General features: G+C 58.3%; 19 protein-coding genes. 13 read left to right on the top strand and 6 right to left on the bottom strand.

Annotation, left to right across the window (positions count from 1 at the left end; translation table 11 throughout):
- Window positions 1-5: 5 nt before the first annotated feature.
- Entirely contained in the window at window positions 6-1,181 is a 1,176-nt protein-coding gene (gene entC / locus ABFV38_RS05800) for an isochorismate synthase EntC (RefSeq protein ID WP_348958809.1), read from the bottom strand.
- A 188-nt stretch (window positions 1,182-1,369) separates the two neighbouring features.
- Here entC and fepB point away from each other — a divergent pair, with 188 nt between their 5' ends.
- A complete protein-coding gene (gene fepB / locus ABFV38_RS05795) occupies window positions 1,370-2,329 on the top strand; it encodes a Fe2+-enterobactin ABC transporter substrate-binding protein (protein ID WP_348958807.1) in 960 nt (319 codons plus the stop codon).
- Window positions 2,330-2,406: 77 nt separating this feature from the next.
- On the opposite strand, the gene entS is transcribed toward fepB, so the two are convergent.
- Window positions 2,407-3,645: an enterobactin transporter EntS gene (gene entS / locus ABFV38_RS05790; protein ID WP_348958806.1), complete on the bottom strand. Its 1,239-nt coding sequence runs from the start codon at window positions 3,643-3,645 to the stop codon at window positions 2,407-2,409.
- Between the two features lie 108 nt (window positions 3,646-3,753).
- Between entS and fepD the strand changes: the two genes are divergently transcribed.
- Genes fepD through fepC form a run of 3 tightly spaced genes read left to right on the top strand, consistent with a single transcriptional unit; the run spans window position 3,754 to window position 6,538 of the window.
- On the top strand, window positions 3,754-4,758 hold the full coding sequence (fepD, locus tag ABFV38_RS05785; protein ID WP_348958805.1) for a Fe(3+)-siderophore ABC transporter permease: 1,005 nt from the start codon (window positions 3,754-3,756) through the stop codon (window positions 4,756-4,758).
- A complete protein-coding gene (fepG, locus tag ABFV38_RS05780; protein WP_262802261.1) occupies window positions 4,758-5,747 on the top strand; it encodes an iron-enterobactin ABC transporter permease in 990 nt (329 codons plus the stop codon). Before fepD ends, fepG begins: the two co-directional genes overlap by 1 nt.
- Window positions 5,744-6,538, top strand: a complete 795-nt coding sequence (gene fepC / locus ABFV38_RS05775; protein ID WP_262802228.1) for an iron-enterobactin ABC transporter ATP-binding protein — start codon at window positions 5,744-5,746, stop codon at window positions 6,536-6,538. The genes fepG and fepC overlap by 4 nt, the downstream gene beginning before the upstream one ends.
- 87 nt (window positions 6,539-6,625) lie before the next feature.
- Here fepC and entF read toward each other — a convergent pair whose 3' ends face one another.
- Genes entF through fes form a run of 3 tightly spaced genes read right to left on the bottom strand, consistent with a single transcriptional unit; the run spans window position 6,626 to window position 11,902 of the window.
- A complete protein-coding gene (gene entF, locus ABFV38_RS05770; RefSeq protein WP_348958804.1) occupies window positions 6,626-10,483 on the bottom strand; it encodes an enterobactin non-ribosomal peptide synthetase EntF in 3,858 nt (1,285 codons plus the stop codon).
- A complete protein-coding gene (locus ABFV38_RS05765; RefSeq protein WP_348958803.1) occupies window positions 10,480-10,692 on the bottom strand; it encodes an MbtH family NRPS accessory protein in 213 nt (70 codons plus the stop codon). The genes entF and ABFV38_RS05765 overlap by 4 nt, the downstream gene beginning before the upstream one ends.
- Before the next feature lie 10 nt (window positions 10,693-10,702).
- Window positions 10,703-11,902: an enterochelin esterase gene (gene fes / locus ABFV38_RS05760; RefSeq protein ID WP_348958801.1), complete on the bottom strand. Its 1,200-nt coding sequence runs from the start codon at window positions 11,900-11,902 to the stop codon at window positions 10,703-10,705.
- A gap of 144 nt (window positions 11,903-12,046) precedes the next feature.
- On the opposite strand from fes, the gene ABFV38_RS05755 reads away from it, so the two are divergent.
- The 7 genes from ABFV38_RS05755 to ABFV38_RS05725 all read left to right on the top strand — a co-directional run bounded on the left by ABFV38_RS05755 (window position 12,047) and on the right by ABFV38_RS05725 (window position 21,620).
- Entirely contained in the window at window positions 12,047-14,296 is a 2,250-nt protein-coding gene (locus tag ABFV38_RS05755; protein WP_045909630.1) for a TonB-dependent siderophore receptor, read from the top strand.
- An 85-nt stretch (window positions 14,297-14,381) separates the two neighbouring features.
- Entirely contained in the window at window positions 14,382-15,035 is a 654-nt protein-coding gene (entD, locus tag ABFV38_RS05750) for an enterobactin synthase subunit EntD (RefSeq protein ID WP_348958799.1), read from the top strand.
- Between the two features lie 349 nt (window positions 15,036-15,384).
- Window positions 15,385-15,603, top strand: a complete 219-nt coding sequence (locus ABFV38_RS05745; protein WP_045909632.1) for a hypothetical protein — start codon at window positions 15,385-15,387, stop codon at window positions 15,601-15,603.
- 140 nt (window positions 15,604-15,743) lie between these two features.
- A complete protein-coding gene (locus ABFV38_RS05740) occupies window positions 15,744-15,986 on the top strand; it encodes a hypothetical protein (protein ID WP_348958796.1) in 243 nt (80 codons plus the stop codon).
- A 132-nt stretch (window positions 15,987-16,118) separates the two neighbouring features.
- Entirely contained in the window at window positions 16,119-17,393 is a 1,275-nt protein-coding gene (locus tag ABFV38_RS05735; RefSeq protein ID WP_167212087.1) for an HlyD family secretion protein, read from the top strand.
- Entirely contained in the window at window positions 17,386-19,518 is a 2,133-nt protein-coding gene (locus ABFV38_RS05730; protein ID WP_045909634.1) for a peptidase domain-containing ABC transporter, read from the top strand. Before ABFV38_RS05735 ends, ABFV38_RS05730 begins: the two co-directional genes overlap by 8 nt.
- The gene (locus ABFV38_RS05725) at window positions 19,515-21,620 is read left to right on the top strand and encodes a prolyl oligopeptidase family serine peptidase (RefSeq protein WP_348958794.1); all 2,106 of its coding nucleotides are present in this window, start codon (window positions 19,515-19,517) and stop codon (window positions 21,618-21,620) included. The genes ABFV38_RS05730 and ABFV38_RS05725 overlap by 4 nt, the downstream gene beginning before the upstream one ends.
- 46 nt (window positions 21,621-21,666) lie before the next feature.
- Here the strand turns inward: ABFV38_RS05725 and betT are convergent, their stop codons facing one another.
- Complete coding sequence (gene betT / locus ABFV38_RS05720) at window positions 21,667-23,700, bottom strand: choline BCCT transporter BetT (protein WP_021242626.1); 2,034 nt, start codon at window positions 23,698-23,700, stop codon at window positions 21,667-21,669.
- 128 nt (window positions 23,701-23,828) lie between these two features.
- Between betT and betI the strand changes: the two genes are divergently transcribed.
- A complete protein-coding gene (betI, locus tag ABFV38_RS05715) occupies window positions 23,829-24,416 on the top strand; it encodes a transcriptional regulator BetI (RefSeq protein WP_023343550.1) in 588 nt (195 codons plus the stop codon).
- Between the two features lie 13 nt (window positions 24,417-24,429).
- Window positions 24,430-25,902 carry a betaine-aldehyde dehydrogenase gene (gene betB / locus ABFV38_RS05710; RefSeq protein ID WP_032656123.1) on the top strand — a complete coding sequence of 491 codons (1,473 nt, stop codon included), beginning with the start codon at window positions 24,430-24,432 and terminating at the stop codon, window positions 25,900-25,902.
- The last annotated feature ends 7 nt before the right edge of the window (window positions 25,903-25,909 follow it).

Below are 25,909 nucleotides of genomic sequence, written 5' to 3'. Positions count from 1 at the left end.
CTTCCTTAGTGCAAACCAAACACGTTGAGCATGGTGGAGAGCTTCACGCCCGTCTCGCGCCACTCGCCCACCGGGGAGGAGGCAGGCACAATGCCCGCACCGGCAAACAGGCGAACGGTATTTTCACGAAGACGCGCGCAGCGGATGGTCACCACCCACTCGCCGTTGCCTTCGCTGTCGCACCAGCCAACGATGCCGCCAAACAGCTCGCGGTCGAACGGCTCCAGCTCGGCAATCAGCTCTTTCGCCGCCTGATGCGGGAAGCCGCTCAGCGCCGGGGTCGGGTGCAGCAGGCAGGCCAGGGTCAGGGCATTCTCGTTTTCACGCGCCTCGCCTTCCACCGGCGTCGCCAGATGCCACAGCGTCGGCGTGGTAATCAACTGAGGAGAATCAGGCATGCTGAGATGGTGGCTGCGCGGTGCCAGAATGGCCTTCATCGCCTGGGTGACCAGGTCGTGCTCGTGACGGTCCTTTTCGGAGGCCAGCAGCTTGTTGCCCGCTTCGCGATCCAGCACGTCGTCCGGCTGACGGCGCGCGGAGCCTGCCAGCGGCAGCGAGCTAAAGTGCGCCCCCTCTTTGCGCAGCAGCAGCTCCGGGCTGGCGCCCAGCAGCACGCCGCCGTCTTCCAGCGGCACGTGGAAGTTGAAGCTCGCCGGGTTCTGGGCGATCAGGCGCTCCATCAGGGCACCGCTGTCCATGCGTTTGTCGGTCGCGATATCAATCAGGCGCGACAGCACCACCTTGTTCACCTGCGGCGTGGCGGTCAGCGACGCGGCGCGAGCGACCATCTCTTCGAAGACGGGCTGCGGCGGGACCTCGGTGCGTTGTGCCACCTTCAGCGCCTGCGCGCCGGAAAAATAGCGTGCGGACTGCTGACGTGCGGGACGGGAAAAGGTTTCCCAGCGTTGCGGAATAAACAGCGACGAGGGCTTGCGGGTGTCGAACGGGATCGCCCCCACCATCACCGGGTGAGCAATACCGCTGGCTTTTGCCGTGCGGAAGGCCTGGGCTAATTTTTGCTGGAAGCGACCCGCCGGATCGTCACCGCCGACGGCGGGTTCACTGAAGCGGGCAAAGCAGCCGGACGTGGTAAAGCTGCGGTAAGGCGACATAAAGAAAAAACGGTCTGATTCCAGCGTGGTTGCGGCGTGCTGAACTTCCTCAGCCAGGGACGTATCCATATCATCCTCCTAAAAATGATAAAAGAAGCAATAATGATTATCATTTATATTTTCGTCGGCTAACCTAATCCCACATCGCTTCGCTGTCAACCGTCGGGCAAATAACTTGTGCGACAAAAGCTTGCATCCCGATGCGTCAACCATGAAAATGAGAAGCATTATCTTCAACGAAAACAGGATCCCGCGCTGTGAAATTCCCTGCCGTTTTCCGTAATCCCCTGCTTTTATTATCACTTTTTGTTTTAGGACTTACCTCAGCCGCTGCCGCCGACTGGCCGCGTCAGGTGACTGACAGCCGCGGGGTACATACCCTTGAGCACAAACCGACGCGCATTGTCTCCACCAGCGTGACCTTAACCGGCTCCCTGCTGGCCATTGACGCACCGGTCGTCGCCAGCGGCGCGACCACGCCAAACAACCGCGTGGCGGATGGACAGGGTTTCCTGCGCCAGTGGGGCGATATCGCGAAGCAGCGCAAGGTAGCGCGGCTGTACATTGGCGAGCCGAGCGCCGAAGCGGTAGCCGCGCAAATGCCGGACCTGATTTTGATCAGCGCTACCGGCGGGGATTCCGCGCTGGCGCTGTACGATCAGCTCTCAGCTATCGCGCCGACGCTTATCATCAACTACGACGACAAGAGCTGGCAGGCGCTGCTGACCCAGCTGGGCACGATCACCGGCCATGAAAAGCAGGCCGCCGGGCGCATAGCCGCGTTTGATACACAGCTCGCGCAGGTGAAACAGCAAATGACGCTGCCGCCGCAGCCGGTGAACGCCATCGTCTACACCGCCGCCGCGCATTCCGCCAACCTGTGGACCGCGGAATCGGCGCAGGGCAAGCTGCTGCACCAGCTGGGCTTTACGCTGGCGGAGCTGCCTGCCGGGTTGCAGACCTCAACAAGCCAGGGCAAGCGCCACGACATTATCCAGCTGGGCGGTGAAAACCTGGCGACGGGACTTAACGGCGAAGGGCTGTTTGTGTTTGCCGGTGACGAGAAAGACGTGGCGGCGATTTACGCTAACCCACTCCTGGCGCACCTGCCGTCGGTGAAAAACAAGCGCGTGTGGGCGTTAGGAACCGAGACGTTCCGCCTGGATTATTACAGCGCGATGTTGGTGTTGCAGCGTTTGAACGCGATATTTAAATAAGAGGCACGATCCCCGTAGGCCCGGTAAGCGCAGCGCCACCGGGCGTTTTGTCGGGTGGCGGCTCCGCCTTACCCGACCTACAAGGTCACCACACTCTCCTGCCTGAACCGGCGCAATTCCACCAGCGCCACCAATAAGATCGCCCCAACCATTGCTAACACAAACCCGCTGCTGCTCGCCGACGCCACCGGGCTCATTATCGCCCCCAGCCCGCCGAGGATCGCCGCGCCGATGGCATCGCCCGTGACGTTCTGCGCGGTCCACAGGCCGTTGATGCGTCCGAGCATCCCTTCCGGCGTCTGGGTCTGGATCAGGGTGTACTGCAAGAGCGAGCTGATGGCGCTCAGCCAGCCAAAAATCACCAGACACATCACCCCGAGCGCCCAGACCGGCATCAGGCTGAAGAAGCCAATGGCGATAAACGAGGCCAGCGTGGCAAGCAGCATAATCAGCCCCGGACGCGCGCTCTGCGCCAGGTTGCCGCTGGTCAGCGCCCCGCAGGCCGCACCGAGCGGAATCGCGGCGTACAGCAGGCCAATCTCCGAGGCGCTCATCCGCCACTCTCCCGCTAACGCCGGATACAGCACGCGCACGGCGCTCGCCATGGTCAGCAGGCCACCAAGCAGCGCAATGCCGCCAATCAGCGGGTTACTGAACAGAAAACGAATAGCGGCCATCAATGATGTCAGCGGATGCTCGCGCGGCTGCGGCGGGGGTGGCAGCAGCGGCAGGCGCAGCAGCGTCAGGGTGGTGATAAACGTCCCCGCCGCCGCCAGGCCGTAGTTCCACGCCACGTTGCCGGTCGCCAGCAGCAGGCCGCCGACCATCGGCGAAATCACCGAGCCGAGGCGCACGGTGAGCATGGTGATTGCCCCCGCCTGCATCAGATTCTCGCGCCCGACCAGCGCGGGCGTCGCCGCCAGCAGCGCCGTCACGCCTAAGGAGGCAAAGAAACCGTCCCACAGCCCGAGGGCATATATGGCCATCAGCGACGGCTCCGGCAGCATGGCGTTCAGACACAGCCCGATAAAGCCCACGCCGCAGGTGCCGCGTGCCAGCAGGATCAGCTTTTTACGCTCGTAGCGGTCCGCCAGCACGCCGCCGACCATCAGACCGATGAACATCGCCCCGCCGGTTAACGTCACCGATAACCCCACCAGCCAGCTGGAGTGCGTCATAGTCTGGATCTGGACCGGCACGGCCACGCCGAGCAGACCAAGGGATAAAATGGAGATAAAACGAGCGATAAAGACGGCGCGATACGCCGGGTGCGTTTTGAGCAGGCTGAGGTTGAGCAGCCAGGATTTTTGATTCATGACAAAGCCTTGAGTGTAATTCTACCCATTCCATGGGCGCACATGCTAACATAGCCAAATAAGATAGATAACGATAATCACTATCATTATCAAATCATGGATGTTGCTATGTCGTTTTCCTCTTCTTCGGTGCGCGCCATTGCCGTGCCCGTTTTATTGCTGCTATTGAGCCTGGCGATTGCACTCAGCCTGCTGGTCGGCGCGAAGCCGCTGCCCGCCTCCGTTATCGTTGATGCGCTCTCCGGCACCTGTCAGAGCGCCGATTGCATCATCGTGCTCGACGCCCGCCTGCCCCGCACCCTTGCCGGACTGCTGGCCGGTGGCGCGCTCGGCCTTGCCGGTGCGTTGATGCAAACCCTTACCCGTAACCCGCTGGCGGACCCCGGCATTCTCGGCGTGAACTCCGGTGCCAGCTTTGCCATCGTACTCGGCGCGGCGCTGTTCGGGTTGACGTCGCCCTCTGAACAGCTGGTGATGGCCTTTTGCGGCGCGCTGGCCGCCTCGCTGGTGGTGGCGTTTACCGGCAGCCAGGGCGGCGGACAGCTGAGCCCGGTACGCCTGACGCTGGCGGGCGTGGCGCTTGCGGCGGTGCTGGAAGGCTTGTCCAACGGCATCGCCCTGCTCAACCCGGACGTTTACGACCAGCTGCGCTTCTGGCAGGCCGGCTCGCTGGATATCCGCACCCTTGAAACCCTGAAAGTGGTGGCGATCCCGGTGATGATTGCCGTCGTCGTAGCGCTGTCGTTAAGCCGGGCGCTGAACAGCCTGAGCCTCGGCAGCGACACCGCCACCGCCCTCGGCAACCGCGTGGCGCGCACGCAGCTGACGGGCCTGCTGGCCATCACCGTACTGTGCGGCAGCGCGACCGCCGTGGTTGGCCCGATTGCCTTTATCGGCCTGATGATGCCCCATATGGCGCGCTGGCTGGTGGGGGCGGATCACCGCTGGTCCCTGCCCGTCACGCTGCTGGCGACCCCTGCCCTGCTGCTGTTTGCCGACGTGCTGGGCCGCCTGCTGGTGCCCGGCGAGCTGCGCGTCTCGGTGGTCAGCGCCTTTATCGGTGCGCCGGTGCTGATCTTCCTGGTACGACGCAGACGCGGAGGTGGCGCATGATGGCTCCCTCCCGGCGTTTAGTCGCCTGCGTCTCCCTGCTGGTTATCGCCATTCTGCTGCTGGCGGTCTGGAGCCTGCGCAGCGGCGCGGTGACGCTTGATTTCACTCAGGTGCTTAACGCCCTGCTCGGCAGCGCGCCGCGCAATATCACCCTGGTTGTCACCGAATGGCGACTGCCGCGCGTGGCGATGGCGATCCTGGTGGGCGCGGCGCTCGGCGTCAGCGGCGCGATCTTCCAGTCGCTGATGCGCAACCCGCTCGGCAGCCCGGACGTGATGGGCCTCAATACCGGGGCCTGGAGCGGCGTGCTGGTGGCGATGGTGCTGTTCGGCCAGCACCTGACGGCCATCACTTTTACGGCGATGGCGGGCGGCATTCTGACGTCGCTGGTTATCTGGTTGTTGGCCTGGCGCAACGGCATCGATACCTTCCGGCTGATCATTATCGGTATCGGCATCCGTGCGATGCTGATGGCCTTTAACACCTGGCTGCTGCTGCAGGCCTCGCTGGAAACGGCGCTTTCCGCCGGGCTGTGGTACGCGGGCTCCCTCAACGGCCTGACGTGGGGCAAAACCTGGCCCGCGGCACCACTGATTGTGCTGATGTTTATCGGCGCGCTGCTGCTGGTACGGCGCATGCGGCTGCTGGAGATGGGCGACGACAGCGCCTGCGCGCTGGGCGTGGGCGTTGAACGCTCGCGCCTGATGCTGATGCTGGTCGCCGTACTGCTGACCGCCGCCTCCACCGCCATCGCCGGGCCGATCTCGTTTATCGCCCTCGTGGCGCCGCATATCGCACGACGTCTAAGCGGGACGGCGCGCTGGGGATTAACTCAGGCGGCGCTGTGCGGCGCGCTGTTGCTGCTGGCCGCCGATCTCTGCGCCCAGCGGCTGTTTATGCCTTACCAGCTTCCGGTGGGCGTGGTGACCGTCAGCCTCGGCGGCATTTACCTTATCGTCTTGCTCGTTCAGGAGTCTCGCAAGAAATGACAGATTCAACCACCCGCTTGCGCGGCGAAAATCTCACCCTCGGTTACGGCAAAAAAATTATTGCCCGTGATTTATCCGTCGCCATTCCGGACGGCCACTTCACGGCGATTATCGGCCCGAACGGCTGCGGAAAATCGACTCTGCTGCGCACGCTGAGCCGCCTGATGACGCCGGTTGCGGGGAGCGTGCTTCTCGACGGCGAGCAGATCCAGCGCTTCGCCAGCAAAGAGGTGGCCAGGCGCATCGGGCTGCTGGCGCAAAACGCCACCACGCCGGGGGACATCACGGTGCAGGAGCTGGTCTCGCGCGGGCGCTATCCGCACCAGCCGCTGTTTACCCGCTGGCGCAAGGAAGATGACGAGGCGGTGAACCGCGCGATGCGGGCGACGGGCATTACCGATCTCGCTCAGCAAAGCGTGGATACCCTTTCCGGCGGACAGCGTCAGCGCGCGTGGATCGCGATGGTGCTGGCGCAGGAGACCTCCATCATGCTGCTGGACGAGCCGACAACGTGGCTGGATATCAGCCACCAGATTGACCTGCTGGAGCTGCTGAGCGAGCTGAACCGCGCGCAGGGGTACACCCTGGCGGCGGTACTGCACGATTTAAACCAGGCGTGCCGCTATGCCACGCACCTGATTGCCTTGCGAGACGGGGAGATTGTGGCCCAGGGTGCACCGAAAGAGATTGTCACGCCGGAGCTGATCGCGCGGATCTACGGCCTGCGGTGCATGATAATCGACGATCCGGTGGCGGGCACACCGCTGGTGGTGCCGTTAGGTCGGCGGTAATTGCCGGGTGGCGGCTACGCCTTACCCGGCCTACACTCGGCTCCCGTAGGCCGGGTAAGGCGTAGCCGCCACCCGGCGCTTTTGACGTTACCCCAAAATATTCTTCAACACCGGCCCTATCTTCTCAAACGCCTGCGGTGAAATGATATCCACGTGGGCGCAATCCTGGCTGTACACCTCAAGCTCCGACACCCACGGCGCCCAGGCCGCCTGCGGATCCATAGTTCGCGTGCGCTCGGCGACAAACAGCGTCGCTTTGCCGTCAAAGCGCGCGCTGTGCGCCGTGGTGAGCAGCCGCACCGCGTCGGCGTAGTTGCCTTCAATCGCGTTAAACAGCTCGCTGGAGCCCTGCCCCTGCTGGGCGGCGATAAACGCCTGACGTTCCCGCTCGATCTCTGCCAGCACCGCCGGGTCGAGGCCGTTAGCCTCTTTTTCCGCCCAGTTCTGGGTTTCCGGCGGCCAGGTATCCAGCAGGCCGAGGAACGAAACCGCTTCACCCTGCTCGCGCAGGCGGGCCGCAATCCCCTGCGCCAGCGTACCGCCGAGGGAATAACCGAACAGGTAATACGGCCCCTGCGGCTGCTGCTTACGTAACGTAAACAGGTGGCGCTCAATCACCCCATCCAGATCCGCACATTGCTGCATCGGCCCGTCCGGGCGCGGCGACTGAATGCCGACGATTGACCAGCGCGGGCAGAGGTAGCGCGCCAGCACGCTAAACTGCCAGGCGAAGCCGGATGCCGGATGGAAGCAGAACAGTGTCGGGCCGTCGCCCTCACGCAGCGGCAGAAGCGTTTCATACCCCAGACGCTGCGCCTGCTCGTCGCTCATCTGCGAGGCCAGCAGGGCGCTAAGCTTGCTGACCGTCGAGGCGACCATAATTTGCCCCGGCGTGACCTTGCGGTTGAACGCACGGCTGAGCTGCGCCGCCAGACGCATAGCCAGCAGCGAGTGGCCGCCGAGGGCAAAGAAATCCGCCTCAATGTCATTGATCTCGCAGCCCAGCAGCGCGGCAAACGCCTGCGCGACGGCGATTTCGGTTTCGTTTTCCGGGGCCCGTCCGGACGTTTTACCGGTCAGTTCCGGCAGCGGCAGCGCCTTGCGATCCAGCTTGCCGTTGGCGCTCAGCGGCAGCGCGCTGATTTGCAGCAGCACCACCGGCACCATATGCGGCGGCAGCTGGGCTTTGAGCGATTCCAGCAGCGCGTCGCGGTCCAGCGGTAAGCCGGATTCAGAAACCACGTACCCCACCAGCTGGCGGGCATCGCCGCCCGTTGCCGCCGCTTGGTTGAAGACGCAGGCGTGCGCCACGGCCTGGGCCACGTCCGGCAGCGAGAGCATCGCTCGGTCGATTTCACCCAGCTCGATGCGCTGGCCGCGAATTTTAAGCTGGTCGTCGCTGCGGCCCAGATATTCCACCGCGCCGTTATCCAGCCAGCGGGCAACGTCTCCGGTGCGGTACATCCGCTCGCCCGGTGCAAACGGGTCGGCGATAAAGCGGCTGGCGGTGAGATCGGGGCGTCCTAGATACCCCTGCGCCAGCTGGATGCCGGTGAGGTAGAGATCGCCCGCCACGCCGAACGGCACCGGGCGCATCATCGCATCCAGAATGCGCAGCCCCGTGTTCCACACCGGGAAGCCGATCGGCACGCTGTTGCCTTCCACCGCCGCCAGCTCAGGCCCAAACGCCGGATACCAGCTGACGTCCACCGCCGCTTCCGTCGGGCCATAAAGATTGTGCAGCGGCACGCGGGTCAGCTGTTCCCACTCGCGGCACAGTTCGGTTGGCAGCGCTTCGCCGCTGCAGAACACCTGCTTAAGGGTTTTACAGCAAACCACGTTTTCCGGCGTCAGCGAGGCAACAAACGCCGCCAGCATCGACGGCACGAAGTGGGTAGTGGTCACGCCATAGTGGGCGAAGAAACTTTGCATCGCCTGCGGATCGCGGTGCGCGTCCGGCTCGGCCATCACCAGCTTCGCCCCGGCGATAAACGGCCACCAGAACTCCCACACCGACACGTCAAAGCTGCACGGCGTTTTCTGCGCCACTACGTCAAACGCCGTCAGTGGATAATGATCCTGCATCCATTTCAGGCGGTTAACGATGGCGGTATGGCCGACCATGACCCCTTTTGGACGCCCGGTCGAGCCGGAGGTAAAGATGATGTACGCCGTCTGCTCCGGCTTCGCCAGACGCAGCGGTTCAGCACCCGCGGTCGGTAATAGTGTGTTGTAACTAAACGTCTCGACGGAGAGATCGCTAAAGCGCGGAAGCTGTTCGTCAGTGGTAATGAGCAGGGACGGCTTCGCGTCCTCGAGCATCATCCGCAGGCGATCGTCCGGGTAGCCGGTGTCGAGCGGTAGCCACGCGGCGCCCGCCTCCACAATGCCGTGCAAGGCTAACGTCAGGAATACCGAGCGCGGCAGGGCCACCGCCACGCTGTCGCCCGGCTTCACGCCGCGCGCGCGCAGCAGGTTTGCCAGCGCGACGACCTGCTCGCGCATCTGGCGATAACTGAGTTTAACGTGCGCATCCGCCAGCGCCGGGGCGTCCGGCGTTTTGCTCGCCTGTTCCGCCACCAGATCCGCGAGCGTGCTGGACGGCAGCGCCAGTCCGGTATCGTTGATGCGCGCGAGCTTAGCGTATTCCTGCTCTGAAACGGTTTCCACCTCGCTGCAGCGCAGGTCCGGATTGACCGCAAATTGCCTCAGCATCGCGTTCAGGCGCGCGACGTGACGCACCAGCGTCGCCTCGTCGTAGCGCTGTTTGTTGGCGAGGATCTCAATGCTCAACCCGCCCTGCTCGTCCGGGAACAGCGCCAGCTCCAGATCGTTCACCGGGCCGGTCGCCAGCGTGTGGGTGATGGCCTCCACGCCGTCGATATCCAGCTGGTAGTCGAACACTTTCACGTTCAGCACCGGGCCAAACAGCGCTTCATCGCCCGCCGCTTTCCCACTGTCGCGCACGATCTGCTCGGCGTCGTAGCGCTGGTGGCGGCGCATTTTTTTCAGCTGGTTCGCCAGGCGCAGCGCCAGCGAGGGCAGGCTCTCCTGCGGATCGATATTGACCGCCAGCGGCAGGACGTTAAGCACCGGTCCGGTCGCGGTCAGGGCTGCGGACCCCATCCTTCGCATAAAGATAAACCCGGCGGCGTAGTCCAGCCGTCCGGTGAGGCGCCCCAGCCACAGCGCCACCAGCGCAAGCGCCAGGTCGGTGCGCTGTACCTTTTCTGCCGCCTGCGCAAGCTGGCTAAAAGCACGACCGTCGGCGGCGATTTTCAGGCGCAGGATATCCGTTGTCACGGCACGACCCGGCAGCGGTGCGGAGGAGAGCGAGACCGGAGAAGGCAGCTGTTTGCGCTGCTCGGCCCAGAACGCGCCGTCGCGCGGGTACGCCTCGCTGTCGCGATAGCGCTGGTACTCGTCCACCACCTCTGCAAATGGGGTAAACGGGGATTCAGGCGTGGGGTCGCCCTTTTTCCACGCGGCATAAATCGCGGCGATCTGGCGGGTAATGGCCGGGAAGCTGAAGCCATCCACTACCAGATGATGATAGCGCTGATACCAGTACCAGTGGTTGTCACCGACCTGAATCAGCTGGTGAAATGCCAGCGGCTGACCGCTGTCGACGCGCAGGTTCTGGTTAAGATCGGATTCCATCAGCGCCACGGCAGCGGCGTGGGAATCAACGCGAACAACGGACGGTTCCGGCAGAATGAAGGTCTCATCCACCCACTGCCACACCTCACCGTTTTCTTCTGCAAAACGCATGCGCAGGGTATCGGCCTGCAGCATGCCTTCCGCAATGGCTTTAACCAGCAGTGGCGCATCGATATCGCCTTTCAGCTCGGTGTAGTGCGCCACGCTCCAGGCGTTTGGCAGCGTGGACAGCTGTTCCGCCATCCAGATCCCCGGCTGGGCGGCGACGAGAGGAAGACGGTTCATGCTTTCTCCCCCACAAAGTAAGACGGCTCAAGCGTTTGCCAGTGCCCGGCAAGCCACTGCTGGCACGCCTCCTGCGACTGTGCTTCGCACACCACGCACCACCCTGCCGGCAGTTCGCACTGCTGAGGCCACAGGCTGTACTGCCCCTGGTCGTTTTGCAAAATGGCGAACTGTCCCTGCGGATTATCGAAAGGATTGCTGAATTCCATACAGACTCCGTTAGTGAATAAGCGGCTGCCAGAGGATCATCAGCCCCTGTGTCAGCCCACCGCGCCAGCAAAGCGCATCGTGTCCGCCGTCAACCTGACGCCAGATAACCGGTTGGTGTGTGTGCAGTTCGGCGTAAATCGCCTGATTCGCGCGGAAGATGAGCGGCTCGTTGCGCCCGGCTTCAAGAATGATGCGTAGCCCGCGAGGAGATATTTCACCGGCTTTAAGTTGTTCGATTAACAGCCCGTCCTGCTGGCCGCCGCGGTGTGGCCACCAGTAAGAGCCGGACTGGCTAAGCACGCAGCCAAAACGCTGCGGCCAGTGGAGGCCAGCATAAAGCGACGCGAGACCGCCAAAGCTCTGGCCAGCCACCACCGTACGGTCGGCGCGGTCGCTAAACGGCACGCGTTTTTTAACAAGGGGGAGAAGTTCTTCCTGCACCGCCAGCCAGAAATCGGGATTGCACGGCAGCTCGCGGTTGCGATGCTCCATATCGATAACATCAATTAAGACGTAGACCGCAGGCGGTAATTTGCGCTCGGCGGTGAGCGACGCCAGCGCAGGCCAGACTGGCATACTTTCGGCCCAGAACTGCCCGTCGAGCAGCACCGCCAGCGGACGTTCCGGGTCGTCGCCCCCGGTAGTGAAAATCCAGACGCGACGGCGATTTTTCAGGCGCGCGCTTTCCCACTCAATGCAGACTGGCGGCTGATACGGCGTATCGGGATGATTCCAGCCCGGCTGAACGGGCGCGCCCGGCATCTCCAGCGCGGAGACGGCATGGCCGCGCCCGCCGCGCCAGCTTTGCGGATTCAGCGGGTCGGAAACCGCGTGCGGCAGCAGCTTGCGCCACCCTTCGCGCAGCGCCATGCGCTCCGGCTGCTCGCCTTCAAACACGACACTGGCAAAATCGTTTTCATTCACGGAAGGGATAAAACAGTAGCTTCCGCGCCACTCGGGGCTGAACTCGCCCTGCCACTGCCAGACGTCGGTATCGGGAATGCGTTCGAGAGACTGCGGGCGGGCATTTTGGTGGTGATCGGTCACGCCGGTGACGTAGAGCCAGACGCGTTTGATCGGTGACGTTCTTTTCGTTCCTGCCGGGTCACGCCACCAGAACGTGACGCGATAGTTTCCCTTTTCCGGCGTCCATTCAGGCCCGTTTTTCGACTGCCACCACGCTTCACTTCCCGTTGTTAACGCCGTCACCCTTATAACCTCATGTTTAACAGTCTTTTTTGTTTCAGAGCAAATTTTATTGATAATATTATTGATAACTATTTGCATTTGCAATAGCGTAGTGCCCGCGCTGTGGGAAGCGCTCATAAAACAACCGCAAAAGCAGGACGTACAATGAATAAGAAGATTCACTCTCTGGCCTTGCTGGTCAATTTAGGGATTTACGGCGTCGCGCTGCCCGCTCTGGCAGACGACAACACCGCCTCTGCGCAGCACGAAGACACGATGGTGATCACCGCCGCCGAGCAGAATCTGCAGGCGCCGGGGGTATCGACCATCACCGCCGATGAGATACGTAAAAACCCGCCCGCGCGGGACGTGGCTGAAATCATCCGCACCATGCCGGGCGTTAACCTGACCGGTAACTCCACCAGCGGCCAGCGCGGGAATAACCGTCAGATTGATATCCGCGGCATGGGGCCAGAAAACACCCTGATCCTGATCGACGGCAAGCCGGTGACCAGCCGTAACTCCATCCGTCTGGGCTGGCGCGGCGAGCGCGACACCCGCGGCGATACCGGCTGGGTGCCGCCGGAGATGATCGAGCGCATCGAAGTGATCCGCGGTCCGGCAGCCGCGCGCTACGGCAACGGTGCGGCAGGCGGCGTGGTGAACATCATCACCAAAAAATTCGACGACCAGTGGCACGGCTCCTGGAACACCTACCTGAATGCGCCTGAGCACAAGGATGAAGGTTCCACCAAACGCACCAACTTCAGCCTGAGCGGCCCGCTGGGCGGCGACTTCAGCTTCCGCATGTTCGGCAATCTGGACAAAACCCAGGCCGACGCGTGGGACATCAACCAGGGTCACCAGTCTGACCGTACCGGTGCCTACGCCGACACGCTGCCTGCTGGCCGCGAGGGTGTAGAAAATAAAGACATCAACGGCGTGGTGCGCTGGGACTTTGCGCCGATGCAGTCTCTGGAATTTGAGGCGGGCTACAGCCGCCAGAACAACCTCTACGCCGGTGATACCCAGAACACCAACAATGACAACAGCTCCAGCGGTCTGGTGAAAAAGAACTACGGCAAAGAGACCAACCGTATCTATCGCCAGAACTTCGCGGTGACCTGGAACGGCGGCTGGGATAACGGCATTACCACCAGCAACTGGGCGCAGTACGAGCACACCCGCAACTCCCGTCTGGGCGAAGGGCTGGCGGGCGGTCTGGAAGGCCTGTTCAACAGTAATAAATTCACCGACACCGATCTGGCCGACGTGATGCTGCACAGTGAAATCAACCTGCCGATTGATTTCCTCGTTAACCAGAACCTGACGCTCGGCACCGAGTGGAATCAGCAGCGCATGAAGGACTCAACCTCCTTCACCCAAACCCAGCAGGGCGGCACCATTCCGGGCATGAGCAATGACCGCAGCCCGTACACGTCGGCAGAGATTTTCTCTCTGTTCGCCGAAAACAACATGGAGCTGACCGACAGCACCATGCTGACCCCTGCCCTGCGCTTCGACCATCACACCATCGTCGGCAACAACTGGAGCCCGTCACTTAACCTGTCGCAGGGTCTGGGGGATGACTTCACGCTGAAGATGGGGATCGCCCGCGCCTATAAGGCGCCGAGCCTGTACCAGACCAACCCGAACTACCTGCTCTACAGCAAAGGCCAGGGCTGCTACGCCAGCTCCGACGGCGTGGGCTGCTACATGATGGGTAACGACGACCTGAAGGCCGAAACCAGCATCAACAAAGAGATTGGCCTGGAGTGGAAACACGACGGCTGGCTAGCGGGCGTCACCTGGTTCCGCAACGACTACCGCGACAAGATTGAAGCGGGCTACGCGCCGATTGGTCACACCTCTTCCGGTAAAGTGCAGACGGATATCTACCAGTGGGAAAACGTGCCGAAGGCGGTGGTTGAAGGTCTGGAAGGCTCCCTGAACGTGCCGGTCAGCGACACGATTAACTGGACCAACAACATCACCTACATGCTGCAGAGCAAGAACAAGGAGACTGGCGACCGTCTGTCGATCATTCCGGAGTACACGCTGAACTCCACTCTGAGCTGGCAGGTGCATCAGGACGTGTCGCTCCAGTCGACCTTTACCTGGTACGGCAAGCAGCAGCCGAAGAAGTACAACTACAAAGGTCAGCCGGTGACCGGGTCTGAAAAAGACGAAGTCAGCCCGTACAGCATCGTGGGTCTGAGCGCAACCTGGGACATGACCAAAAACGTCAGCCTGACCGGCGGCGTGGACAACGTCTTCGACAAACGCCAGTGGCGCGCGGGTAATGCCCAGACAACCGGGAACGCCACCACCGGTGCGTATATGTACGGCGCGGGGGCTTATACCTATAATGAGCCAGGCCGCACGTGGTATATGAGCGTGAATACGCGTTTCTGATAAAGGCAACAACGCCTCCCTCTCCCTGTGGGAGAGGGCTGGGGTAAGTGCATCAGGCCGCACTATTATTGATAGAGGGGAAACCATGCACACCACCCACCGCACGTTCATTCTCGCCGGCCACACCGTTCACCACGTCACCTTCGACCCAACCACCTTCACCGACGCCGATCTCCTCTGGCTCCCCCACCACGCCGAGCTTTCAAACGCCGGGCGCAAACGCAAAGCCGAGCATCTGGCAGGCCGCATCGCCGCCGCGCATGCCTTACCTGACCACACCGTGCCCGGCATCGGCCCCAGCGGTGAACCTCTCTGGGCTGACGGCGTTTCAGGAAGCATCACCCACTGCGGCACGCAGGCGATGGCGGTTGCCGTCCGTCATCCTGATGCGCTTGTGGGTATTGATTGCGAAGCCATTCTTCCTGACCGTGAAGCCCGAGAAATCCAGGACGGCATCATTGATGCACAGGAAGCGATGTGCCTGACACGCTCGGGCTACCCCTTTGCGCTGGCATTGACGCTTGCATTCAGCGCCAAAGAAAGTTTGTTTAAAGCCCTGTTCCCTACGGCAAGGCGCTACATGGGATTCGATTGTGCACGGGTCACGGCGTTGAATCAGCAAACTATCGCGTTGACGCTCAGCCTTCCGGCGGGCCGTTATCAGCAGGGAAAATGCTTTAGCCTCGCCTGGCAACGTGTTAATGGAGAGGTATATACAATGATTGTCGTTCAGGAATAATGCTGCCCTGTTTATTGCTCCAGCCATTTAGTTTTAATTAATACCAGATGAATAATAACGAAACCATCCTCCCCTATAGCCACCGATCAAATAAACGTACACCCACCGGGAAAAAATGTTAAGCCCCTCCCTACCATTTATAATAGCCACCAAAATTTTCCTTGAGCATTTAAAAGTATGCGAGCAGGTTTTTTTCATAACAGAACTCAGCCATAAAACCTCGAGCCAGATCAAAAATGCCAAGATAAAAAAATCAACAAACACAAAATAAATCATTTCAATTTTATAATTTTAGGAACATTATGCTTTCGCTGTTTTACATTAACTCAATATCACTAAGGAAAGTATAATGCGTGAATTAAACCAAAATGAAATGAGCAGTGTCGCTGGTGGAATTGGTGCTGGTAACGGGAACGGTAATCACAGTGGTAACGGCAATGGTAACAGTGGTGGTAACGGTGGTACCTGTAACGGCGGCAATGGTGGTAATGGTGGCCGTGGGGGTAATGGCGGCAACGGCGGTAATGGCGGAAACTGTGGTGGTGGTAATAATGGCGGACGCCGTTAATCACCCTTAACAGCGAATACGACGGCTCACGATAGATTTTTATTGTGGGCCATCGTGAAGGATGTACTTATTTCATCAGGAGATGAAAATGCGAAAATTACTGAATTCTGAGATGCAGCTTATTTCCGGAGGATCACAATGTGACGGCGGTAATGGCGGCAACGGGGGCGCCGGTGGGAACGGAGGTCGTGGAGGAAACGGTGGCACGTGTGGGTCAGGCAATGGCGGCAACGGCGGCAATGGTGGACGTGGAGGTAACGGAGGAGATGGCGGTAACGGTGGCCCAGGCGGGAAAGGGGGCAAAGGCGGAAAAGGAGGTCCCGGCGGACATGACGGACGCAATGGAAAAGATGGCTGAATCTTTTCCGGGTCAACATTACTGACTGAGAGCTAATGGCCAGGACAGTCAGTGAACGTTTTGGAACAGGTGGAATAACCAGGCGCCATTCAGCTAAAAATGATCGCCTGGAATCAGGCTAAATCTAAAGACTTGCTTTACAAAAGGAATAGCATGCGTGTATCGCCAACAAGCGGTTGAATACAAAAAAATGCGATGGCAGGGAAAGGCCTTATTACTACCTGGTATTCCAATTTGGCTTGTTGCCGGATTATCTGCTTTTTTTATTGTTGCCTTTATCGTTTTCATTTTGACATTCAGCTATACAAGAAGGATCACAGTGATGGGTGAGATATCCACGTATCCCCGCTCATCAAATGTGTATGCCAGTGTCCAGGGCGTTGTAGTTAAACAGTTTGTCACTGAAGGTCAACTGCTCAAAACAGGCGATGCTATCTACATGATAGATGTTAGTAAAAGCACGCGTAGCGGTGTTGTGAGTGATAACCAGCGAATGGATGTCGATAACCAACTTACACGTATTGCTCAAATCACGGATCTTCTTCAGGAGAATAAAAGAAACACCCTGGAAATGCTAAAAAAACAAAAAGAGCAATACAGTGCTGCCCTCAAACGATCCTCAGACATTATCGCACAAGCCCAGGAAGGCATTCGCGTCATGAAAACGAACATGGAAAACTATCGGCATTATCAAGCGCGCGGACTTATCACGCAGGATCAGTTGATAAACCAGATAGCCTTATACTACGAGCGACAAAATAATATGCTTAATTTGTCTGCTCAAAGCGATCAGAACGCGTTGCAGGTGACCACTCTCGAAAGCCAGATTCAAACTCAGGCTGCCGAATTTGATAACCAGATCCACCAGATGGAGCTTCAGCGCTACGAGCTGCAAAAAGAGCGTCTAAATATTGATGCCGGGGGCGCAATTATCATCCGGGCAATGTCTGACGGGCGGGTAGACTCCCTGAGCGTTACTGTTGGGCAGATGATCAAACCTGGCGACAGCCTCCTGCAAATTATCCCTCTGACTATCGATCATTTTTCTCTTGTCACATGGGTGCCTAATGATGCCGTCCCCTACCTTTCTCCTGGCGACCGGGTGAACATTCGCTATGAGGCGTTTCCGGCACAAAAATTTGGCATGTTTGGGGGCTCCATTTCGGTTATCTCGCGTTCCCCTGCCTCCCCTCAGGAGATGCAAACCTATCAGGGGGCACTTAAAGCGACCTCACCCGGGGCCGCCCCTTACTACAAAATTATTATCAGGCCTGACAGACAAAACATTGCCTATGCGGGCAAACGTCTGAGTTTAGGCAATGGTATGCAGGCTCAAAGCACCTTATTTCTGGAAAAAAGAAAAATCTACCAGTGGATGCTTTCCCCCTTCTACGATATGAAAAATAGCGCCGGGGGTCCGGTAAATGAGTAAACGCTCTCTTAAAACCCTCATCGAACAGCTGGATCTCCAGTTGCGCTCCCGGGTTCCGCTGGTCCACCAGACGGAATCGTCAGAGTGCGGCCTGGCCTGCCTCGCGATGATCTGTAGCCACTATGGCAAACAGAGCAACCTCATCGCCCTGCGTCAACAATTTAACCTGTCGGCACGGGGCACCACACTGGCAGGCATGACGCAAATTGCTGAACAGCTTGGACTCGCAACACGCTGTTTATCCCTCGATCTCAATGAACTCAGCGCGCTTAAGACTCCTTGCATCCTGCACTGGGATTTTAACCATTTTGTGGTACTCGTCAGCGTGAAGCAGAATCGAGCCATACTTCACGACCCCGCTCGGGGGCGAAGAAAAGTAGGTATGGAGGAGATGTCGAAATACTTTACCGGCATAGCGCTCGAAGTATGGCCCGGAAGTACATTTGCCGCACAGCCAACAAGCCATCAGTTCAGCCTAAGGTCCCTGGCCGCGAAGGTGCACGGCCTTAAGGGAATGTTAGGCAAAATATTTTTCTATTCGCTCATTATTGAAACCATCAACCTGCTTATACCGATAGGCACTCAACTCGCCCTGGATCATGCTATTCCCGCCGCAGATATGGGCTTGTTAACGGTGATTTGTATCGGCCTGTTTCTCTTTACTTTACTGCGCGTGGCGTTGAGTGCTTTACGTTCATGGTCCTCGCTGATAATGACGACGCTTATCAATGTGCAGTGGCAGTCCGGGCTTTTTACCCATCTCGTGCGGCTGCCTCTAAGCTATTTTGAGCGACGCAAGCTGGGCGATATTCAGTCGCGCTTTGGATCACTGAACACGCTTCGGGAAACTTTTACCAGCAGCATCATTGGGGCACTTATCGATGGAACCATGATGATGGGTGTCATCGTGATGATGATACTTTATGGCGGCTGGCTGACTGGCGTAGTCATAGGCTTTACTGCGCTGTATGTTCTGACCAGACTAATGACCTACAGTACCTATCGCGAGTTATCGGAAGAAACCCTCATCAGAGATGCCCGCACCCGGTCCTATTTCATGGAAACGTTGTACGGTATCGCGACCGTAAAAATGCAGGGTTTGAGTGAGAGACGCGGCACTCACTGGTTAAATCTGGAAATTGACACGATCAATACAGAGATAAAAATCACCAAAATGGATCTGCTTTTTGGTGGGGTAAACGCTTTTATTATTGCCTGCGAACAAATAACAATGTTATGGCTGGGTTCGAAACTCATCATAGAAAACGCGATGACAATTGGGATGTTCATCGCTTTTGGCGTGTTCAGAGAACAATTTGCCGACAGAATCTGGTCACTGACAAATTTTCTGATGAAGTTGCGCATGATGCATCTTCATAACGAACGCGTATCCGATATTGCGCTTAACGTAAGAGAAATGAAAAAGCCTGACAGAGAAATCATAAATACCATGCAACCTGTTACTCTTGAAACCCATGCGCTGAGCTATCGCTATGACGAGCATTCCGCCGATGTTTTTCGCAATCTCTCATTCAAGGTTTCAGCAGGTGAAAGCGTGGCGATTACAGGACCGTCAGGAGCGGGGAAAACCACGCTTATGAGAGTACTTTGTGGGTTATTTGAACCACTTTCGGGCTCCGTCACAATCGACGGTTATGACATTCAACAGCTGGGTTTAAACAACTATCGTAAAATTATCGGCTGCGTTATGCAGGATGATAAGTTGTTCTCTGGATCAATCAGGGAAAATATTTGTGGCTTTGATGACAAAGGCGATAAGGAGTGGATGGAAGCCTGCGCCCGCGCCAGCTATATCCATGACGTGATTATAAAAATGCCTATGGGATACGAGACCCTAATTGGTGAACTCGGTGAAGGATTATCAGGTGGACAAAAACAACGACTCTTTATTGCGCGCGCGCTATATCGCAAACCCGGAATATTATTTATGGATGAAGCGACCAGCGCACTGGATGAAGAGAGTGAGAGCTATGTCAATGCAGCCATCAAAAAGTTAAACATCACACGCATTATCATCGCGCACAGAAAATCAACTATCGCATCCGCTGAACGTGTGATTCAACTAACGCCACTAACAGAACAACATGAGCCCAGCCAGAAATGAAACATTGCCTGATACCGAGAATAAAACCTATCAGCAAGCAGATAATTATTACGATCCTCGCATTTTTCGGCTGTCTCTTTTTCGCTCATGCTAACGCAAATCCCTATGAGGATGGCATGGATCCTTATCATTGGATGGAAACTCACCCCCAACAGACTGCTCGCTGGTTAAATCAACGCTCAAACCAGACGGTTAAGACACTCCACGCCCTTCCATGGAGAAACGCGCTGGCGAAAAGGTTAAGCGAGCTGGAGAATACGGCCCCCACTATTTCTGATATTTATGATGCGGGACAAAATCGTTTTTATCTACGCTCAACGGTCGAACACCCATACCTGCGGCTGTTTGTAAGACAGAAGGGAAAACCGGAACGGGTGCTCATCGATCCGCCTGTTGGCTATGGGATTAATTTTTTTAGCCCTTCACATGATGGTCGCTACGTGGCTTTTGGGCTCTCAAAAAACGGGACTGAAAGCACGAGAATTACCGTTATCCGGGTTGTGGATAATGTCGTATTAGATACGCATATCCCCGACGTTCGCTATCCCAGCGTTGTCTGGGCCGCGGATAATCAGTCCTTTTATTATAGTCTCAACACCATCACTCAGGATTCAGGACGACAAACCTGCGGCAAGGTCTACCTCCATCGTATAGGGCACGACAGAGACGTTATGACGTTTGACTGGCGCACGCTCCCTGAACTCGCACAAAAAGCCTGCGAAAACGTAAATCTGTACACCTCTCCTGATTCTGAATATCTGATTGTTAACGTTTCAAAATCCATCAGTGGTTATGGAGGCTACCTTTTTGCCGCTAAAAAAGACCCGGATGACAACAGCACACTCACCTGGAACAAAATTGTTGATACCGATAAAAATGTTTCTGCCTTTGTTTATTCCGGGAAGTGGATTTATCTGGCGAGCTATAACGCCTCCTCAGGCTATGATATTTCACGCATCAATCTGGCGGCTCCTGCCTCCACCAAAGAACCCGTGATGAGCTGGTCGAACGGAGAGTTAACACAATTAAGCCTGAGTAGGGATTCACTTTATGTGGCTTATCATAACGCCGGAAGCAGTAAATTCATGCGTATTCCGTTTGCTGATATCCGTCACCACCAGGCAATTCCGGTCCCTGCAGATGAAGACGTGAGTGCGATATTTGCCAGCAGCGATAGTCAGGACATTCTCTTCACCCGTCAGGGCTGGCTTAATCCCCCCGTCATTTATCATTATCAACCTGCGGATAACATTCTCCAGAAAACAGAGTTAATACCGCCGTTAAGCCAGCCCCTGACAGACTATGTGACGGAAGAAAAATGGGTCACTACAGCAGAGAATGTTCGCGTCCCACTGACTCTCATATACCGTAAAGGCATTGCGCGCGATGGTTCGGTCCCTACCTGGTTGACGGCTTATGGCGCGTACGGCGTGAGTACGTTTCCTTCATTCGATCTGACCCGTCTGCTCTGGCTGGAACAAGGCGGTATTCTCGCTATCGCGCATGTACGCGGAGGCGGTGAAATGGGCCCTGAATGGCACGAAGCAGGAAGAGCGGATAAGAAAGAAAATTCCATTACCGATTTTATCCGTTGCGCGGAATATCTTATCGACAGTCGCTACACCTCACCGTCAAAACTGGCAATCGGGGGTGAAAGCGCGGGGGGAATTATCGTGGGTATGGCGATGACACGTCGCCCGGAACTGTTTTCCGCAGTGGCCATAGACGCCGGGATGCTGAATACCAGCCGACTGGATAACATTCCGATAGGCGTGATGAACTATGACGAACTGGGATCGCCGCTGACGCCGTCAGGCAGGCTAAACTTATTGAAAATAGATGCATACCGGCATCTGGTCACTGAAAAACGTTATCCTCCCGTGCTGTTAACCGTGGGCCTGCATGACCAGCGCGTTTCCCCGTGGCAAACAGCAAAATTCGCCGCCCGTTTAGAGGAGATCGGCTCGCCGCGTAGCGTGCTGGTTCTGGCTTACCGTCAGGGAGGACACAGTGCGGCAACCTATGCCGAGGCCGATTCAAAATTAGTCGACACGGTAAGTTTCTTCATCTGGAAAACCGGTCTTCACGTTCACGACAGGTGAAAGCGGCACCCGTTACGGGTGCCCTGTCATTCATACACGAAATGGTTCAAACATCCGGGAACATCACGCTATTCCCCGGCGCTTCCCTGTGCAGGTGGATAAAGTTCAGGTGCCGTTCATACTGGTCCAGAATATCCGTAATCACCTGCTCCTTGCTGTAGTCCATCAAATCATTCCCCTGACTTCCTTCCAGCAGGAAGGTCTCAAGCCGGTAGTAGGTCGACTTCCCGCTGCGCGCCCGGTAGGTAAAGCCGGGCACCGAATACTGCTGCGGCCAGATCTGGTAGACAAAGTTCTGCTCGTCGCCCATGTGCACCAGCAGGTCCAGGTGCCCCAGGGTCTCGCCCTCCTCCGGTGGCAGGTTTTTCAGCTCCACGTAGGCGCCGCGCAGCTTCAGCTCCTGCGCCACCTCTTCCATCGCCGGGAAGCAGACCGTCTCCATCATCTGTTTGGTGTAGCGCGTGCCCGGGTAGTTCATCAGGCGCGACAGGCGTTTCTTCCAGCTCAGCCTGTCCTGGGCCCCCATCGGGCGCGGCGCGGTGTCGCGGCTGGCGCTGACGCGGCGGTAGTCTTCCACCTTGAGGGACTTATACAGCCCGGCCATCACAAAGAAGATAACGAAGCTGAACGGCAGCCCCATGATCACCGTGGTGTTCTGCAACGCCGAGATGCCATTGGTCATCAGCATGCCGAGCGTCAGCAGGCCGATGGCGACGGACCAGAAGATGCGCAGCCAGTTCGGCGCGTCGCTGTTAATGTCCTTCAGCTTCGAGGTGAAGTTGCCCAGCACCAGCGCGCCGGAATCCGCTGAGGTGACGTAAAACAGCAGGCCGGTAATGGTCGCCACGGAGGCGCTAAAGGTGAACGCCGGGTACTGCGCCAGCAGGCTGTAGAAGCCGCGCTCCGGGTGCGCCATCGCTTCCTGTGCAAAGGTCGCGTTGCCGTGGATAATCTCATGCAGCGCGCTGTTGCCAAACACCGACAGCCACAGCAGGGTAAAGGTGAACGGGATAATCAGCGTGCCCATCACAAACTGACGGATGGTGCGGCCACGTGAAATACGCGCCAGGAACAGGCCGACAAACGGCGACCACGCCACCCACCACGCCCAGAAGAAGAGCGTCCAGCTGTTCATCCACTCCACCGGGCGGTCGAAGGCGAAGCTGTTCAGCGTCATGCCCATAAAGCGGTTCACGTAGTCGCCCACGTTCAGCACTAAGGCATTGAGCAGGAACGAGGTGTCGCCCATAAACAGCACGAACAGGATCAGGCCCAGCGCCAGCGCCACGTTCAGCTCGGAGAGCACGCGGATGCCCTTATCGACGCCCGACGTCACCGAAATGGTGGCGATAATGACGGAGAGCGCAATCAGCGCCGCTTTCGCCGCCATCGAATCCGGAATATCAAACAGCACGCTCAGCCCGTAGTTAAGCTGCACCACGCCAATCCCGAGCGTTGTCGCGATGCCGAAGATGGTGCCGATCACCGCCGCAATGTCGACGCTGTGGCCAATCGGGCCGTTGATCTTTTTACCGAAAATCGGGTACAGCGCGGAGCGGATGGTGAGGGGCAAATTATAACGATAGCTAAAGTATCCCAGCGCCATCCCCATCAGGGCGTACATTGACCAGCCGGTCAGGCCGTAGTGGAACAGCGTCCAGACCATCGCCTGGCGCGCGGCCTCCATTGTCTGCCCTGCCCCTTCCGGGGGCTGCATATACTGCGTGACCGGTTCCGCCACGGAGAAGAACATCAGGTCGATGCCGATGCCTGCGGCAAACAGCATCGCGGCCCAGCTCAGCAGGCTGAACTCGGGCTTGGACTGCTCGGGACCGAGCTTAACGGAGCCGAAGCGCGAGCAGGCAATGCAGACCACAAAGACGATATAGAGCGTCGCCGCCAGCAGGTAGTACCAGCCGAAGGTCTTTGACACCCAGTTCAGGGTGCGCCCAATCCACTCGGCAGAAAAATCGCGAAAGAAGATCGTTGTCAGGGAAAACAACAAAATCAGCCCGGCGGACGTATAAAAAACGACCGGGTTGATTTTGTCTTTTTCTCTGTCCTGTGAAAGGTCTGTCATCCAGTATCCTCACTGTTTTTGTAACTATTAAAATCCAAATCCGCAACAATTAAGACACATTTTATATTGAACGTCCAATCAAAAACCGCTTTAATGGTTAACTAACGCTGATGAATGGAGTGGCAAAAATGCCCAAAGTGGGGATGCAGCCGATCCGGCGCAGGCAGCTTATCGACGCCACGCTGGAAGCAATAAATGAAGTGGGAATGCATGACGCGACGATCGCGCAGATCGCCCGTCGGGCAGGCGTTTCCACGGGGATCATCAGTCACTATTTCAAAGACAAAAACGGCCTGCTGGAAGCGACCATGCGCGACATCACCGGCCAGCTGCGCGATGCGGTATTAAGCCGCCTGCACGCCCTGCCGAACGGCAGCGCGGAGCAGCGTCTGCAGGCGATTGTCGGCGGTAACTTTGATGAAACCCAGGTGAGCAGCGCGGCGATGAAGGCCTGGCTGGCCTTCTGGGCAAGCAGCATGCACCAGCCGATGCTCTACCGCCTGCAGCAGGTGAGCAGCCGCCGCCTGCTGTCGAACCTGGTGTACGAGTTCCGCCGCGAGCTTCCGCGCGAGCAGGCCCAGGAGGCGGGCTACGGGCTGGCGGCACTGATCGACGGGCTGTGGCTGCGCGCCGCGCTGAGCGGCAAGCCGCTGGATAAGACCCTGGCTCAGTCACTGACCAGCCACTTTATCAGCCAGCATTTACCGACCGAATAACCGAGGAGAATTTATGTCCCGAATGGCAGAACAGCAGCTTTATATCAATGGTGGTTATACATCGGCCACCAGCGGTCGCACCTTCGAGACCATCAACCCGGCCAACGGTGAAGTCCTGGCGACCGTTCAGGCCGCCGGGCGCGAAGACGTCGATCGCGCCGTAGAAAGCGCAACGCGCGGGCAAAAAGTCTGGGCAGCGATGACCGCCATGGAGCGCTCTCGCATCCTGCGTCGCGCCGTCGACATCCTGCGCGAGCGCAACGACGATCTGGCAAAGCTGGAAACCCTCGACACCGGTAAAGCGTATTCCGAAACCTCAACCGTGGATATCGTCACCGGTGCGGACGTGCTGGAGTACTACGCGGGTCTGATCCCGGCGCTGGAAGGCAGCCAGATCCCCTTGCGCGAGACCTCATTCGTCTATACCCGCCGCGAGCCGCTGGGCGTGGTGGCGGGCATCGGCGCATGGAACTACCCGATCCAGATCGCCCTGTGGAAATCGGCCCCGGCGCTGGCGGCGGGCAACGCAATGATCTTCAAGCCGAGCGAAGTGACGCCGCTTACCGCCCTGAAGCTTGCCGAGATCTACACCGAAGCGGGCCTGCCGGACGGCGTGTTTAACGTCCTGCCGGGCGTGGGCGCGGAGACCGGCCAGTACCTGACCGAGCATCCTGGCATCGCCAAAGTCTCCTTTACCGGCGGCGTCGCCAGCGGCAAAAAGGTGATGGCGAACGCCGCGGCCTCCTCCCTGAAAGAGGTGACGATGGAGCTGGGCGGCAAATCGCCGCTGATTATTTTTGACGATGCGGATCTGGATCTCGCGGCGGACATCGCCATGATGGCCAACTTCTTCAGCTCCGGCCAGGTGTGCACCAACGGCACCCGCGTGTTTGTTCCGGCTAAGTTCAAAGCCGCGTTTGAGCAGAAAATCGTTGAGCGCGTGGGCCGCATCCGCGCGGGCGATCTGTTCGATGAAGCGACCAACTTTGGTCCGATGGTCAGCTTCCCGCACCGCGACAGCGTGATGCGCTACATCGCCAAAGGCAAAGAGGAAGGCGCGCGCGTGCTGTGCGGCGGCGACGTGCTGAAGGGCGAAGGCTTCGATAACGGCGCGTGGGTGGCCCCGACCGTGTTCACCGACTGCACCGACGAGATGACCATCGTGCGCGAAGAGATCTTCGGCCCGGTGATGTCCATCCTCACCTATGAGTCCATTGAGGAAGCGATTCGCCGCGCCAACGACACCGACTACGGGCTGGCGGCAGGCATCGTCACGGCCGACCTGAACCGCGCCCACGGCGCCATTCATCAGCTCGAGGCGGGCATCTGCTGGATCAACACCTGGGGTGAATCCGCCGCAGAGATGCCGGTCGGCGGCTACAAGCACTCCGGCATTGGCCGCGAGAACGGCGTGATGACGCTGCAGAGCTATACCCAGGTGAAGTCCATCCAGGTTGAGATGGGTAAATTCCAGTCCATATTTTAACCGGGAG

The sequence above is a fragment of the Enterobacter cloacae complex sp. Mu1197 genome (genome assembly GCF_040059225.1).
In the GTDB taxonomy this organism is placed as follows: domain Bacteria; phylum Pseudomonadota; class Gammaproteobacteria; order Enterobacterales; family Enterobacteriaceae; genus Enterobacter; species Enterobacter quasiroggenkampii.
Note: the sequence above shows the minus strand (reverse complement) of the source record. Positions and strands in the feature narration are given on the sequence as shown.

Bases quoted from the DNA above. Each gene is read 5' to 3' on its own strand.
- fepD (WP_348958805.1), top strand. From the start codon at position 3,754: ATGTCGTTTTCCTCTTCTTCGGTGCGCGCCATTGCCGTGCCCGTTTTA.
- betT (WP_021242626.1), bottom strand. From the start codon at position 23,700: ATGACAGACCTTTCACAGGACAGAGAAAAAGACAAAATCAACCCGGTC.
- entS (WP_348958806.1), bottom strand. From the start codon at position 3,645: ATGAATCAAAAATCCTGGCTGCTCAACCTCAGCCTGCTCAAAACGCAC.
- entC (WP_348958809.1), bottom strand. From the start codon at position 1,181: ATGGATACGTCCCTGGCTGAGGAAGTTCAGCACGCCGCAACCACGCTG.
- ABFV38_RS05765 (WP_348958803.1), bottom strand. From the start codon at position 10,692: ATGGAATTCAGCAATCCTTTCGATAATCCGCAGGGACAGTTCGCCATT.
- entF (WP_348958804.1), bottom strand. From the start codon at position 10,483: ATGAACCGTCTTCCTCTCGTCGCCGCCCAGCCGGGGATCTGGATGGCG.
- fepC (WP_262802228.1), top strand. From the start codon at position 5,744: ATGACAGATTCAACCACCCGCTTGCGCGGCGAAAATCTCACCCTCGGT.
- ABFV38_RS05745 (WP_045909632.1), top strand. From the start codon at position 15,385: ATGCGTGAATTAAACCAAAATGAAATGAGCAGTGTCGCTGGTGGAATT.
- betB (WP_032656123.1), top strand. From the start codon at position 24,430: ATGTCCCGAATGGCAGAACAGCAGCTTTATATCAATGGTGGTTATACA.
- ABFV38_RS05730 (WP_045909634.1), top strand. From the start codon at position 17,386: ATGAGTAAACGCTCTCTTAAAACCCTCATCGAACAGCTGGATCTCCAG.
- ABFV38_RS05755 (WP_045909630.1), top strand. From the start codon at position 12,047: ATGAATAAGAAGATTCACTCTCTGGCCTTGCTGGTCAATTTAGGGATT.
- betI (WP_023343550.1), top strand. From the start codon at position 23,829: ATGCCCAAAGTGGGGATGCAGCCGATCCGGCGCAGGCAGCTTATCGAC.
- fepG (WP_262802261.1), top strand. From the start codon at position 4,758: ATGGCTCCCTCCCGGCGTTTAGTCGCCTGCGTCTCCCTGCTGGTTATC.
- entD (WP_348958799.1), top strand. From the start codon at position 14,382: ATGCACACCACCCACCGCACGTTCATTCTCGCCGGCCACACCGTTCAC.
- ABFV38_RS05725 (WP_348958794.1), top strand. From the start codon at position 19,515: ATGAAACATTGCCTGATACCGAGAATAAAACCTATCAGCAAGCAGATA.